We start from the raw sequence: 14,237 nt of genomic DNA, 5'->3' as shown, positions 1-14,237 counted from the left end.
AGAATGGCTGAGATTGCCCTCTTATTCAAGAACCACAGCGCGCTGTTCACCTCCGTGCTCAGCTCCTTGAAACCCGTTTCATAATGTGAGTCATGGCTGATGATTGGGTGAGCGAACGTCGTGGGCGTCGGCAGAGAGTCAGACGCTCTCCCTAAGGAACCGATGTGGACGCTTGCCACACGCGCCGAGCTTGCGCGCAAGAGCCTGCTTTATGCAACTTGCCTGAGCGACACCGAGTGGGCCGATCCTAGCGCTGGCTGCTGCGCGCGGTGCTGAACGGTACTTTCTACGTTCTGCGCCCCGGCTGCGTGTGGCTGCACGAGTTCCCATCACGGGGAACCGTGCATCGCTGGTTCCTGCGCCTATCGAAGGCGGAAGTGTGCGAGCGGCTGGCTCACGCCGTGAAGATAGCCGATCGCGAGCGCACCGGGTGCGAAGTTAGTCCCGCGCTATTCTCGACGCACAGGCTACCTGCTCAGGTAGGGTCGACGTGGCGGGGGCATACGCTATGACCCCACCCGCCGCGTCAGTAGGCGCAAGGTCGGTAGGCGCAAGCGCCACGCGCTGATTGATGCATTGCGATATCGCAGGAAAAGAGATGTCGAGATATCATGAACAATCTGGGACTGTTAGATCAAGGCTCCAAAATTCTTGTTGACTATTTCTGTTTTGTTTAATATTGTTTCTGTGTGTAGTTTTTAAAGAAAGGGTACAAATCATGCCTGAGTATATCTTAGTTATTGATCCTATGGCTAAAAATAAAGATATTCTACAAAATGTTGTTAACGATTATTATAGCAAAGATGGATCTCGCGATTTCTTGAATATTCCAGTTGGCAAAGCTCGAACTATTTATGTAACAGATAACATTGATTCTGATAAACTAACGAATGAGAATAAAAAAAATCTGAAAAAGGCATTGAAGACTGAGGGAGAGCATAATGGACTTAATCAAAATACTGATGGATTCGAATTAGCAATCTATCTTAACGCAAATCCTATATTTGGAAAGCCTTTAATAAATACGCTCATACATGAAATAGGACATTTTAGATGGCTGGGACTGGGTACAAATGATAAATCGCATAATCCGATGTTTTTTAAATTATTAGATGATACTTATAGATTATTTGGAATAAATCCAGATAGATCTCAGGATTTAGGTCAAAAAACAGAAGAAGATTTTCAAAAACTTCGTGCTATGCCGTCACCAGCAGGTACCGGCGATCCGCGTAAACTCTATATTCCACGCAAGACTGCTGAAGTGTCTGATGACATGCAGACGGTCGAAAATGAACGATCGACGATTATTTCCAGCAATGCATCAAACGTGATACTTGACAACAGAGATGTTTGGGGAAATTTCCTCGGTCATACAATATATAATTTTGACAACTACGGGATCAAAGATAGTTCTTATTACAAGGCAGATGGAACCCATTCATATATATACTATGAAAATAGAGAGCAAAATTCCATGCGCGGTGTAGAGCATTTTTATGATACAAACAATACTGTAACCAAAAGGGTAATTGCTAACTCCGACGGATCTCTTAATATTTTAAATATAGATCCATATAATCAGACGTGGTGGTCAACACATGAACAAAATTACGATTACAACAACAAGCTTCTGTCTCACGTGATAAATATCGACGATGGAAGCAAAGATGTGAACACATATGATCCATATAATCTCAATTCATGGTCATGGCACGGTGTACATTATGATCAAAATGGCCAGGCCGTAAGACAAACTATATTCAATCGCGATGGCACCAAAGATGTAAATTATCAAGATCGATACAATCAACAGGGATGGAGTTGGTACAACGATCATATTGATACAGCTGGGCGGCGTATCAGTCAGACAATATATTTTGACGATGGCTCCCGGCGTTATATTGTATATGATGAAGCAAATGAATTCCAGTGGAGACAAACAACAGAAATATTTGATAGTTCCGGCAAAAAGGTAGCTCGCGTTACTGACGCCGACGATAATCAGGGTAAGATCGAGCATTTTAATAATAAAGATCAACCTAACAACCCGTTTCGGATCGACTATTTTGATTCGAACAATCAGCATGAAAGACAGCAAAATCTATATTATGCGACAACTTATATGACAAACAACCCACCGACACTTTCTCGCATTGATACTATCGATGTTGCGAATCGTTATTATTGGAATACAGTGGTTCTCGATTGGGGTCGGAATGGCGAGCTTATTCAAGCTGGCACTATCGGCGATAATGGTTGGAGCTCACCGGGCACGCCACAAGATTATTATTTAGATAGATGGAACTATTCCTCAACAATTGCTAGCAACAAATTTCATACAAACTGGGGGCAATATTACCAAGGGTCAGGAAACATATTCTCATATCTCAACAACGATCGCGTATCTACATGGATGATGCCTATTTTTGACAGTACTGCAAGCAGTCGTTACGATGCTTATGGCTTGGACTACACAAGTAACTACGCATATAATCCGATAAATAATTATTCTGGAACTCAATATACAGGATATAAAGCATTTAATTTTCCGACAGCTTCGTGGAATGCTGTCCAAAATCTAGGATTGCAACTAAATTCCTGGGATGATCGATATGGATCTGTTTATTATGACTTTTCGACCATGAACCGTACATACCAGCCTATCATTGTCGATCTTGATGGGGACGGCATAGATATTGATCTTCTCTCCGGTTCAAAGGCCCTTTTCGCCTTGGAGTCTGATAGCAAATTGTATCACACTGCCTGGGCTGGTGCGGATGACGGCCTGTTGGTTATCGATCTGAATTCAGAGGGAGGATTTGGATCTGATAATATAATAGATCAAGCGCGTGAATTAAATTTCACACTCTGGACCGATACTAACTCCAACGCGCATAACTCTGATCTTAAGTCACTCGCCGAGATATTTGACACTGATAAAAATGGATTTCTAGATAATAACGATATTCATTTTGGGGAATTCCGCATCTGGCAGGACAAAAATGGCGACGGCATCACTCAGGACGGAGAATTGAAAACATTGATTGAGAGCAATATTAAGAACGTAAATTTGATATCATCTAATAAAAATCATATATTTGCAGATGGCACCACGATACAATCGATCTCAGATTATACAAATTTGAATGGCGAAAATTTTTTGATCGCAGATGTTTCACTAGCGTATGACGAACGCCAAATCGGGACGGGCGATCCATCATGGAGTGTCAATATCAATAGAGATGCGGGCGAGTATGTGGTAGTATATGGTGATCCTCATCCGTCAATTCTGATCAATGGTACGGAGAAAAGTACGACCGATTTTGGAACTGTATCGCTGCAGGATATTGACAATGCCAACCAGCTTAATTCGTCGTATATAAATGGAAACATGCTCGAAGCAAATGCGGGTCAGTACGTTATAAATTACGCAAATCTCGATGGAATGAAGATGCATCTATAATAAATCATCACATGAAATATGAAAACAGCCCCCTTTGCAAATTTATCTATATATCGCGCCATGGGGGCTGCTTTTGTGCATAAACCGTCCATAGGGTGTAGGTGGAGGGGAGAACAATCGTAGCGGGGGTCAGGGGCTTTCGCATATGGATCTTCACCGTCTGGCCCCTGAGGCCGCCAGAGGCATTGATGTCTCTTGAGATACTGGAGGCCCGTCATGGTATCCGCAGGGATCGACTGTCGTAGTCACAGGCATATTATTATGAATAATATATTTTATCAGACAAAACGCCGTAGCTGCGCAGCCCGCGGAAGTCACAACGTGAGACCGGGATCATGACTGCGGTCGAGGTCCCGATGCCGCTCCAGGGTCTGCTGCGGTTGTACATCCAGACGCTGATCAAGCTCGTGGCGTAGGACACGGGCGATCAGGTGATCCAGGCTCTCCTCCTTGAGGTAGGAGGCGACGAACCCACCGCCCGCCAGGATCTCGCGCTCCTCCCTCGTCAGCCCCTGCCCCGGACCGAGGCCCTTCTCCGGCGAATGGCCGATCGCCCCGGTGGCGCCGAACCGCCGCGCCACCGCCGCCGCGAAGGCCTCGATCTCCGCCCGCTGCTCGGGAGGCGCCACGGCTTCCGCCATCACCGCCTCGAACACGGCCGGCACGTAGATCGACGTCCGCCCGATCTTGCCCAGCGCCGCCGCCGCCGCCGGGGACAGGCCTGGAACCTCGATCGTGATGCGCCGGCGATAGCGCTCCTCCTCCGGACGCGCTCGCTCGCAGGCCCACGAATACGCGCCCTTGAGCTCCAGAGCGGACCTCCTGAGGCCCGCATAGGCACGCTCGGCCCGCTCCCGTTCCTCCTTCTCCGCCTCGGGCACGAACCAGCCCTTCCGGCCCCGCAGGCCGCCATAGGCCCCGGGGTCGGTCAGCAGCCCGTCGATCCGCGCGGAGTAGCCTTTCCCGGGCGTGCGAAGCTGGGCGTAGATCTCCCGGAACAGCCTGGCGGGTTCCTTGACCGCCCTGCGGATCTCGTAGCGCAGCATGTCGAGGTCCTGCTTGAGATCCCGCTCCGGATCGACGCGACGGTCGAGGGCCGCATCGATCGCCGCGGCGTCGTAGGGATAGGCCGCCAGGAACGGCTTTCGCGGTGCGACGGGGGCCGCGCGCTCCCCCGGCTCGACCGCCTGTGGCGGTGCAGGCTGATCGGCGGGGAGCCGGGGCTCCGACGCGGCCACCTCCGCGCGGGGCTCGCCGCCCTCCCGCCCCTCGCCACGAGGGTCCGGCACCGGAGCCTGGCGACGATCGAGGTCTCGTCCCTGCCCCACCGTCTGCTGCTGCGGCACATCGACCTGCTGATCCAGCTCGTGGCGCAGGACCCGGGCGATCAGGTGATCCAGGCTGCCCTCCGCGAGGCAGGAGGCGACGACCCTGCCGCCGGACAGGATCTCCTGCTCCTCCCGCGTGAGCCCCTGCGACGGTCCGAGGCCCAGATCCGCTCCGTACCTGTTCGCCCCGAACCGGTGCATGACGGCGCTCGCGAACGCCTCGATCTCGGCCCGCTGCCCGTACGTCATGACGGCTTTTGCGACCACGGCATCGAGGACCCGTGGGTCCGTGTCGGGCGTCCGGGCGATCGTGGTCAGCGCGGCGGCGGCAGCCGGGGACAAGCCCGGAACCTCGATCGCGATGCGCCGGCGATATCGCTCCTCCTGCGGACGCATGTCGTCGGCCAATACCGAGAACGCGGTCTTGAGCGCGATGGCGGCATCCCTGATGGTCCCATAGGCGCGCTCGGCCTTCTCGCGTTCCTCCTTCTCCGCCTCTCGAGCGAACCAGCCCTTGCGCCCTCGTAGGCCGCCATAGGCCTCGGGCTTGGCCAGCAGCCCATCAATCCGCGTGACGTAGCCTGTCCTCGGCGTGCGAACCTGGGCGTAGATCGCCCTGTAGAGGCTCGCGTGATCCTTGACCGCCCTGTGGATCCTGAGCCCCAACACCTGGAGTTCCCGCTTCAGAGAGATGGCCGGATCGACGCGGCTGCGGAGAACCGCATCGATCGCCGCCTCGTCGTAGGGAACGGCCGCCAGGAACGGCTGTCGCGGCGCCACGAGGGTCGCGCGCTCCCCCGGCTCGACCGCCTGCGGTAATGCGGGCTGATCGGCGAGTGGCCGGGCCTCCGACGCCGCGACCTCGGCGCGTAGCTCACCCCCCTCTTGAGGCTCGCCGAGGTAGTCCAGCACCGACGCCTTGAGCCGCCCCCGGCCCAGCCGGCCCGCCAGCGCCGCGAAGTCCGGGAACGCATCCTGCCCGGCATACAGCCCGACCGCGTCCCGGTGCCGCGTCAGCGCCACGTAGGCCAGGTGACGGTCCATCCCCGACGAGGCCAGCACGAACGCCTGGTCCACCGTTGCTCCCTGGCTCTTGTGGATCGTCGTCGCGTAGCCGTGGTCCACCGCGTCGTAGACACCCTGCGCGATCGTCACCGTCCGCCCGTCGTCGAGCATCACGCTCAGCCGACCCTCGGCCGCGTCCGTCACCGTGCCGAGGCTGCCGTTCTTCACCCCGAGCCCGCGATCGTTGCGCAGGAACACCAGCCGGTCCCCGGCCGCGAAGCTCAGCCGCCCGGCCTCACCGGTCGCGAACCCTACCTCGCCGTTCAGTTCTCCGGCCGCACGCAGCCGGTCGCGGATCGCGTCGTTGAGCGCGCGCACGTCGGCCCGGGTATGGGCCAGCGCGATCCGGCTCGCCTCCGGCCGGGCCGTCCGATCACCCAGGTAATCCGCCACCAGGCGCTCGCGCGCCGAGCCTCCGTCCGTCGTGAACCGGATCGCGCCGTTCTCACGATAGGCCTCGAGCCCGGCCCGGGTCTCGCGCGTGCCCAGGGCCACGCTCGCCTGCCTCTGCCAGGCCGTGCGCTGGCGCCGGATCGCCTCGAGCTCGAGGAACCCGGTGCGCTCCGACAAGACCCGGAACCCGGCACCAGGCCCGATCGGCTGCAGCTGCTCGGGATCGCCCACCAGCACCAGCTTGGCACCAGATCGCTCGACCGTTTGCACGAACTGCGCGAGTTGGCGCGAGGACACCATCCCGGCCTCGTCGATCACCAGGATGTCGCCCGTCCCGAGCGGATGGCGCTCGTTGGCCCAGGCCATCTGCCAGGACGCCAGGGTGCGGCTCGGGATGCCGGAGGAGGCCTCCAGACCCTCCGCCGCCTTGCCGGCGAGCGCCGCCCCATGCACCCGGTATCCGGCCGCTTCCCAGGCCTCGCGCGCGGTGCCGAGCATGGTCGATTTGCCCGCACCGGCGAGCCCGATCACGCTGGCGATCCGCTCCGGTCCGGTGACGTGGCGCACCGCCGCGCGCTGCTCCTCGGCCAGCTCCGGACGGCGGGAAAGCGCCCCCTCGACCGAGGCCATTCCGACCGAATAGCTCCAGTCGGCCAGCAACCGATCGGCGCTCTCGGCCATGCCGGTTTCGATCGCCAGCATCGCCATCGTGGTGAAGCGTTCGTCCCCATTCCGCTCGCCGCCCGGCAGCCGTACCAGCGCGTCCGCCGCCATCACCCGGGCGAGCGCAGCCTGGAACGCGTCGGGCTCATCGACGCCGTAGCGATGCAGCGCGCGAGCGACGTCGTGGCGAGTGAACACCGCCTTCTCGTCGGTGAGGATGCGCAGCACCTCCTCCGGCCGGCGTGCGATCAGTTCCGCGTTTCGGGCTGCGGTCTCGGCGTCCAATGCCACCCGATCGACCCCGGCCTTGCCGCGCCGTTGCATCTGGCTCGCATGCACCCCGACATGCTCGGTCGGGGCGAGTGCGATCCCACGATCGAGGTGCGAGCGCCGGTCGATCGTCACCGCATGACCGGCCTTCGCGAGGTGCTCGTTGGCGCGTTCCTCCCAGATCGCCCGTAGTGCCTCGACCTCGCCCCGCGCCGTCGTGGCGACGTCGAGAACCCGGGTCTTGGCCCCGAGCCCGTCGGGGGTCACGGCCCGCGTCGTGGTCAGGATGTGGGCGTGCCAGTTGCGCTCGTCACCCTCGCGGCCGGGCGCGTGAATGGCGACGTCCGCCGCGACGCCGTAGCGGACGCACAGCCGCTCGGCGAAGTCGCGGACGAGACCGGCGCGCTCCTCGGGGGTCAGCTCGTGCGGCAGGGCGACCTGGTACTCGCGCGCCACCTTGGCGTCCTTGCGCCGCTCGGCCGCCTCGACGGCATTCCACAGCGCGGCGCGATCCTGGGCCCAGGCCGCTCCGTCCGGCGCCACGATGAAGCTCGCCGCGACGCCGGTGCGGCGCTGGTAGTCGTGGATCACGCCGGTGCGTTCGTCGGCGATGAGGCAGGCGGCGCGGTAGGCCGCGGCGGCCGTGGCGCTGCGCCCCCCGGCGCGGGAGACAGCCTTGATGCTGAGGTGGTAGATCGCCACGTTGGCTGCGTTCCCGGCCGTCCCTGCCGCAGGAGGAGGACGGGTTAGCGCTTGCATTGCGATAGCAATGCTAAAGTGCGCCCTTCCACTCCTTTCCAGGGTTACCACAGCCTGATATCACCGCAAGGAGCGTGACCGTTCGTCAGGAGACCGATCCGCATGCCGGCGCCCCAGGCCGCCTCCGCCGAGGCCACCCGCACCCGGCTCGCGCAGCTCCGCCACCGGCTGCAGCAGCTCGATGCGCGGGCGGCCCAGGAGGAGAGGAAGCGCGACACCCGCCGCAAGATCATTCTCGGCGGATTGCTCCTCGAGGCGGCCGGCAAGGAGCGGCGGTTTGCCGAAGCGCTCGACGAGCTGATGACCCGCATTCAGCGAGCCCAGGACAAGACTGCCTTCGCCGAATGGACCCCAGTCAAGCCGGCGGATCGGGCCTGACGATGCGCGCGATCCCGCGAGAAGGGTGCAGCCTGCTCGGGTCCGATCGCTGCTTCAGCGCCGGGCCCGTGGTACGGGAAAGGGCCGAGCTGATGGATGGGTCGAAGGCAGGCGGTGCAGCGGTCCGGAGCGGGTTTCGCCAGCTTCGGCTTTGACGAGAACCTGGTGATGGCGCCGGGACGAACCGGGCCTGATCCGGCAGGATGGAAGGGGCCGCACTGAACGGCCAGGACGTGATGGACACCGAACGGCTCGCCCACCTGCCGGACCGCAAGCGCCGCGAGCTTCAGCACGCGGTGCGGATCCTGTTCGAGGAGTTCGAGGACGCGCAGAAAACCAAGCTGTCCGACAAGGCCCGGCGTGGCCGTATCCTGAAGCTCGTCCTGTTCGGCTCCTACGCGCGCGGCGACTGGGTCGAGGACCGGGGGAGCGGCTACCTGTCGGATTACGACCTGCTGGTGGTGGTCAACGACGCCCGCTTCGCCGAGCAGTACGAGGCCTGGGAGAAGGCCGAGGAGCGCCTGCTTCAGGAGCTGAGCCTGGGCGGTCGTCTGGCGACGCCGGTGAACGTGATCGTGCATACGCTGCAGGACGTGAACGATCAGCTGGCGCAGGGCCGCCCGTTCTTCGTTGACATCGCCCGTGACGGCATCGTGCTGCACGAGATGGCGGGCTTTCCATTCGCCGAACCGAAGCCGCTCACGGCGGACGAGCGGCGAGTCGAGGCTGCTCGGTACTTCGATCGGTGGCTTCCGCGTGCCAGTCACGCTCTCAAGCTCGCGCGCGACAGCATCACCGACCAAGTGCCGAGCGATGCCGCGTTTCTCCTGCATCAGGCCACCGAGCGGCTGTATCACTGCGTCCTGCTCGTCCTGACGCTCTACAGCCCCAAGCTCCACCGCCTGACCAAGCTGCGGTCGCAGGCCGAGAGCGTCGATGCCCGCCTGATCCCGGTCTGGCCGCGCGAGACGAAGTTCGCCCGACGCTGCTTTGCCCTCCTCAACCGCGCCTACGTCGATGCGCGGTACTCGCCGCATTACGAGATCACCGACGAGGAGTTGGCTTGGCTCGTCGAGCGGGTGACGGCCTTGCAGGAAAGCGTCGCGGCGATCTGCGCCGAACGGCTTGAAAGCGCGGTTGCAAGCCAGCCGGACACATGAGCCGCCGCGGCGAATTCCTGGTTCAGGACAGCATCATCCTTCCTCGGAGATGAGCTGCCGATTCCGAGCGGATTCTCGGGCTCCGAAGCCCAGCACTGCACCAGCCACGACGGTGCGATAGCGCGGCTGCGCCCACGAGAAAGCAGCCTGTCCGATTGAACGAACGCCGCCTACGACCCGCATGCCGATGGTGCATGCCTTAGCACCTGTCTCGGACCCGTTGGTGCGAATCTTAACCCCGCCAGGATGAGGCTCTGCCTGGCCTGCGACCCTGCCCTTCGGCAGCTTTTTGCGGGTTCCGATGGGCTGGATTCACAGGGTTATCATCAACAGTATGCGTGGGGTTCGCAGACCTGCACCCACCCCCTCTACCCTCGCCGGATGCCGCGCGGCCGTTCCTCGATGAGGTAGACCCGCGAGGAATGGGAGCAGCGCCGGGCCGGCCTTTGGCGAGCTTCAGCCAACTGCTCCACTCGGCCGAGACGATCCGCACCACGTTGGTGTCGTTGCGCCAGGCCGTCACCCGCCGTTCCTCGATCGTGACCAGGCCGAGCGTCCGCGCCTCGCGCAGGGCGTTGCGCACCAGGGTCTCGGACACACCGGCAACTGCCGCGAGATGGCCGACGGCCAGCCGGCAGTCCCCGCGACGGCAGGCCTCGGCCGCCACGACCGAGAGCACTGCGATCTCGCCGGGCGTGAACCGCGCCGCCAGGGCCGGAGGAAGCCGCCCAGAGGCCGCCCAGCGGCGCCGACGCTCGAGGCTCGCATCCGTCTTCGGGCGGCTTCCCACGGCCTTCCTGATGGCTGCAGCGGCCGCGGGCGCGGCCGGCACGACCTTCCTGGTCTCGATGAGCCCGGACAGCTCCTCGGCCTCCGCCTCGCTCACATGCCCGGCGCCATAGGCGCGCCACAGCACCGCCGCCACGTCGGGCAGTTTCACACGGGGCGCCGCCATCACGGCCGCCCGGATCTCGTCAGCAAACATCGGTCCCGGCCCTCTCGGGCCGCGGCAGCTCGATCGGAGGCGCCGGCAAGCGCTCCGTTCACTAGGCATGCCTCCGCCGTTGCCGGAACTCGCGTTCTAGCTTGACACCCGAGGGGTGCTCTGGCGATATCGGAGGTGCAGATCTTTTCCGATACGCCTTGCTTCGGCAGCGCCACGGCCTCTCTCCCGGCAAGGAGAGGGGCCGTTTGGCGTTCTAGGGTCTCACTGCGGCGGCGGTGGTCTCCTTAGGGGCGACTCACGGGATGTGGGCCGCCCAAGCTGGCATCTGAGCCGGAGCGGGACCGTTCGTCAAACGGGCAGTGCCACTTGGCTGTTCAGCCCCTGCGGGCAATAGGGTGCTGCGCTCACACGGAGTCGGGGAAGCGGTTGAAGGCCTTCCGTGGAACTGCGCAGGTTCGAGGGCCTATGGCCCATCAAGGAGGAGCAAACGATGTCGAGAAAAACAGCCGTTTCGGATATCCGATATCTTTTGGATATCCGATATCGAATGCTGCGATCAGATTAGCTCAAGGCGCACCTTACGACCCACCATCTCAGCCGCCTTTTGCAGGGTGGCAAGCGTCACGTTACCGTCTTTCGGGTTCAGCAGTCGCCGCACCTGAGCCGGGCTGGTCTTCATGCGTTTCGCCAGGGCCACCTGAGAGAGACCTTCTGCCGCCATAGCTTGCTCAAGCTGCCAAGCCAGTACTTCTTTGATGGCGACTGCCTGGAACTCCTCGCGCATCCCTTGACCCTCCAAAAAGCTATCAAGGGTGGTCAGATCATCAGTGCTACGCGGTGTTGCTTCGTTGATCATTTTGTCCTCCTATTCAAATTCTCTCATACGTTTGCGGGCTATCTGCAAATCATCGTCTGGTGTTTTCTGGGTTTTTTTGATGAACCCGTGCAGAGCAACCAAGCGTCCCTGCGAGAGGGTGAGGAACACCCGCGCAATCCGATTTCCTGGCAGGTTCGTGCGCACCTCCCACAAGCCGTTGCCCATCGGGCGAACGAGCGGCATCCCGACCGGCCAACGGAATTGCGCACGCATCAGGTCCTGACCGATCGCCCGGCGTGCGGGTTCGTCCAGTTCCAGCAGCCAATCACGCACCACCTCGGCGCCAGCTGGGGTGCGGTAAAATACGAGCGGAACCTTTTGCGGTGATTCGTCGGCCATGGATCATATATGGTCTAGTGGATCACAAATGATCTATAGCGGTCAAGTTAAAAATCAGATATCGGATATCCACCGTCGTGCGATATCGGATATCTAATAGATATCCGATATCGTTTTGAGGGTCTCTTAACCGGATATCGGATAGCCAGAGGCTATCCGATATCCCTTGCCGAGGGGGGCGCCATGCCCGTCATCACCTTTTCCTCACCCAAGGGCGGCGCTGGCAAAACCACAGCAGCCTGCTTGCTCGGCAGCATGCTCGCTGAGCGGGGTGCCTCGGTGACAATGATCGACGCGGATCCCAACCTGAATGTGCGGGACTGGGCAGCCCAACCGGGCCTTCCGGCCAACCTCTCGGTCGTTAGCAATGTGACCGAGGAGAACATTGCCGACGAGATAGAACAGGCAGCAGCCCGCAGCGCGTTCGTTGTGGTCGACCTGGAAGGCACGGCCAGCCTCATGGCGAGCTATGCCATTTCGATGTCCGACCTGGTTGTCATTCCGGTGCAGGGCTCGCAACTCGATGCCAAGCAGGCAGCTCGGCAGATGAACCTTATCAAGCAAGCGGAGAAGGCGAGCCGCCGCCCGATCCCATTCGCGGTACTATTTACTCGCACGAACCCAGCCATTGTGCCCAAAACTCAGAAGCACATCGAGAAGCGCTTCAGTGAACTTAACATTCCGGTCATGCAGGCTCGCCTTTCCGACCGCGAGGCCTTCCGAGCAATCTTCTCCTATGGTGGCACCCTACAAGGTTTAGCGGACAAGGGGGTTTCCAACCTCAATACCGCAATCAACAACGCGGCAGAGTTCGCGGGTGAAGTGGTGCAGATCCTGCGCGATGCTCGTACACAGGCATCTAAAACAGAAACCGATCCAAAGGTGGCCTGATGAAAGCTGCTCCTGATGCTGGACGCGCCGATCCGTTCGGCGACCTGACCGATTTCGGCCCTACTACCGCACACAAAACTAAGCCTGAACCCGAAGCCATCCGCCGTGTCTCGGAGGAGAACAACTTTCCCAGCCGCGCTCCGGCTCGGAAAGGTGCCACGGCAGCGAAAGCTACCAAGGCGCGCCGCCAGTATCGAACTGGTCGGAATGTGCAGTTTAACATGAAGGCATCTGCTGAGGCCGTGGAGCGCTTCCACCGCATTGCCGATACACAAGGCTGGGTACTGGGTGAAACCTTAGAGCACGCACTGGACGCGCTAGAGGCCAAGCTGCAAAATAGCTGATGTGATATCGGATATCCATTAGATATCCGATATCACATCTTAGACTTGAGTGCCGGTCACTCGTCTGGCCTTCGCCAGTGGATGATGCCATCCCCTGTCGTCAAACAGGTGTTTTCCGACGCCATAGGTCGGTGACAGGGCGTTCCTGCTGCTGATCCGAGAGATTGGGCGGGAAAGGGTTCGCGCCCCGCCTGCCGAAGGCTTGGTAGGGCGTAGTCACCATCCTCCCTAAAAAGCAGCCGCTTCATCCCTCAACGCTGTCTAAATATAAATATTATACAGATAATTTATTTACGACTTACAATATCTACCTAGTCGCTTTTGCATTTTTGATATTAAGAACTATCAAAAAATCTCGATAAATCGGGAGTTATATCAACATCATTGGATTTTGCCTCGTATCAGAAATACTGCAAGCGCTTCCTCGGCGCCCAAGCGCAAGCGTTCCCATGGTTCAGAGCCAATCAATTCTGCTAGTGGCAGAAGACCGAAGGGTAGATACCATAAAACCTCTTCCCGTACAGCATGATATCGGCGGATTGCGGCATTCTCTGCCGGTGAGTAGACTGGCTCGCGGTAATTATCAAATTGAAACTCGTCTACCAAGTCGGTCCATTGCTCTATCACCTCATGAGGTACATTAGCAATTGGAACATCACGCTCGTATCTTAACTGTCCTTCGTAGGAAGATGCGGTTTCTAGATATTCTATGATCTCGTTACGAAATTTAAAATCCGTCGAGATCTTAGATTGCCCGCCCCAGAGATAAACTGCCTTCTCTCGTGCGTAATTATGGGCGATCACAGGATCATTAAAAACACCTGACCAAGCCTTCTTCTGCCATTTTGAAGGCTGACCTACGAAGTCCGACTGTAAGAATTTGGCCATCTCATAGAGATAACCCCCATCATCACGTGCGAAAAGCCAGATCGCGAAGAACCCATTGGGACTAAGTATCTGCTCTACAAGGATTTCCCCCTCTCGCTGGCAGGCATTCCGCAGTCCCAAAAGGGCGCGGGCCGCCTTCTCGACGGAGGGCGACGCAGCAAGGGCCATGGTTTCCTCGATACGTTTCAAGTGTTCGGCTATCGCACTCTCGTGCAAAGTGCCGTCGCGAACGAGGGCGGTGACCTCCTGCACATACTCATCATACTCGGTTTCCGATCCATCAAGTTTTAGGACGCCGATCGGATCCCAAACGGTCAGAAGGATCTTGCGTACGTGCAAGGGCAGCACGTCATGTACCGGTTCGTCTAACATGAATTTTTGTACCAGTTTCAACCCGGTTCTCGTACCTGCCTTGAGGCGCGCCCGTAGCATATCAGTTGTTACGGTTCGACAGCGATCGAGAGTGTCGC

Annotated in this window: 10 protein-coding genes and 1 pseudogene; 6 read left to right on the top strand and 5 right to left on the bottom strand. The window is 59.1% G+C overall.

The window, feature by feature from the left end:
* Window positions 1-162 precede the first annotated feature (162 nt).
* Window positions 163-573: pseudogene (locus HBB12_RS34040) on the top strand (transposase); the annotation flags it as partial.
* A 145-nt stretch (window positions 574-718) separates the two neighbouring features.
* Window positions 719-3,466: an SPM autocatalytic domain-containing protein gene (locus HBB12_RS34035; protein WP_236993782.1), complete on the top strand. Its 2,748-nt coding sequence runs from the start codon at window positions 719-721 to the stop codon at window positions 3,464-3,466.
* A gap of 314 nt (window positions 3,467-3,780) precedes the next feature.
* On the opposite strand, the gene traA is transcribed toward HBB12_RS34035, so the two are convergent.
* On the bottom strand, window positions 3,781-7,887 hold the full coding sequence (gene traA / locus HBB12_RS34030; RefSeq protein WP_236993781.1) for a Ti-type conjugative transfer relaxase TraA: 4,107 nt from the start codon (window positions 7,885-7,887) through the stop codon (window positions 3,781-3,783).
* Window positions 7,888-8,046: 159 nt separating this feature from the next.
* Between traA and HBB12_RS34025 the strand changes: the two genes are divergently transcribed.
* On the top strand, window positions 8,047-8,322 hold the full coding sequence (locus HBB12_RS34025; protein WP_236993780.1) for a hypothetical protein: 276 nt from the start codon (window positions 8,047-8,049) through the stop codon (window positions 8,320-8,322).
* Window positions 8,323-8,525: 203 nt separating this feature from the next.
* Complete coding sequence (locus HBB12_RS34020) at window positions 8,526-9,482, top strand: HEPN domain-containing protein (RefSeq protein ID WP_236993779.1); 957 nt, start codon at window positions 8,526-8,528, stop codon at window positions 9,480-9,482.
* A 232-nt stretch (window positions 9,483-9,714) separates the two neighbouring features.
* On the opposite strand, the gene HBB12_RS34015 is transcribed toward HBB12_RS34020, so the two are convergent.
* From HBB12_RS34015 to HBB12_RS34005, 3 genes are all read right to left on the bottom strand, one after another.
* Window positions 9,715-10,467, bottom strand: coding sequence for a transcriptional regulator (locus tag HBB12_RS34015; protein WP_236993778.1), 753 nt, complete (start codon window positions 10,465-10,467; stop codon window positions 9,715-9,717).
* A 517-nt stretch (window positions 10,468-10,984) separates the two neighbouring features.
* Window positions 10,985-11,284 (bottom strand): helix-turn-helix domain-containing protein, encoded by a 300-nt coding sequence (locus HBB12_RS34010; protein ID WP_236993777.1) that lies wholly within the window; start codon window positions 11,282-11,284, stop codon window positions 10,985-10,987.
* A gap of 9 nt (window positions 11,285-11,293) precedes the next feature.
* Entirely contained in the window at window positions 11,294-11,644 is a 351-nt protein-coding gene (locus tag HBB12_RS34005; RefSeq protein WP_236993776.1) for a type II toxin-antitoxin system RelE/ParE family toxin, read from the bottom strand.
* Between the two features lie 183 nt (window positions 11,645-11,827).
* Here HBB12_RS34005 and HBB12_RS34000 point away from each other — a divergent pair, with 183 nt between their 5' ends.
* The gene (locus tag HBB12_RS34000; protein ID WP_236993775.1) at window positions 11,828-12,535 is read left to right on the top strand and encodes an AAA family ATPase; all 708 of its coding nucleotides are present in this window, start codon (window positions 11,828-11,830) and stop codon (window positions 12,533-12,535) included.
* The gene (locus HBB12_RS33995; protein ID WP_236993774.1) at window positions 12,535-12,879 is read left to right on the top strand and encodes a stability/partitioning determinant; all 345 of its coding nucleotides are present in this window, start codon (window positions 12,535-12,537) and stop codon (window positions 12,877-12,879) included. The genes HBB12_RS34000 and HBB12_RS33995 overlap by 1 nt, the downstream gene beginning before the upstream one ends.
* 381 nt (window positions 12,880-13,260) lie before the next feature.
* Here the strand turns inward: HBB12_RS33995 and HBB12_RS33990 are convergent.
* Window positions 13,261-14,237 (bottom strand): hypothetical protein (locus HBB12_RS33990; protein WP_236993773.1); only part of this gene is annotated, 977 nt, incomplete at its 5' end.

The organism is Methylobacterium sp. SyP6R, from assembly GCF_019216885.1.
GTDB lineage: Bacteria > Pseudomonadota > Alphaproteobacteria > Rhizobiales > Beijerinckiaceae > Methylobacterium.
This window is presented reverse-complemented; position numbering and strand designations above follow the sequence as displayed.

What these genes read in the sequence shown, in the direction of transcription:
- HBB12_RS33995 (WP_236993774.1), top strand. Translation starts at nt 12,535, where the DNA reads ATGAAAGCTGCTCCTGATGCTGGACGCGCCGATCCGTTCGGCGACCTG.
- HBB12_RS34015 (WP_236993778.1), bottom strand. Translation starts at nt 10,467, where the DNA reads ATGTTTGCTGACGAGATCCGGGCGGCCGTGATGGCGGCGCCCCGTGTG.
- HBB12_RS34000 (WP_236993775.1), top strand. Translation starts at nt 11,828, where the DNA reads ATGCCCGTCATCACCTTTTCCTCACCCAAGGGCGGCGCTGGCAAAACC.
- HBB12_RS34020 (WP_236993779.1), top strand. Translation starts at nt 8,526, where the DNA reads ATGGAAGGGGCCGCACTGAACGGCCAGGACGTGATGGACACCGAACGG.
- HBB12_RS34035 (WP_236993782.1), top strand. Translation starts at nt 719, where the DNA reads ATGCCTGAGTATATCTTAGTTATTGATCCTATGGCTAAAAATAAAGAT.
- HBB12_RS34010 (WP_236993777.1), bottom strand. Translation starts at nt 11,284, where the DNA reads ATGATCAACGAAGCAACACCGCGTAGCACTGATGATCTGACCACCCTT.
- HBB12_RS34005 (WP_236993776.1), bottom strand. Translation starts at nt 11,644, where the DNA reads ATGGCCGACGAATCACCGCAAAAGGTTCCGCTCGTATTTTACCGCACC.
- HBB12_RS34025 (WP_236993780.1), top strand. Translation starts at nt 8,047, where the DNA reads ATGCCGGCGCCCCAGGCCGCCTCCGCCGAGGCCACCCGCACCCGGCTC.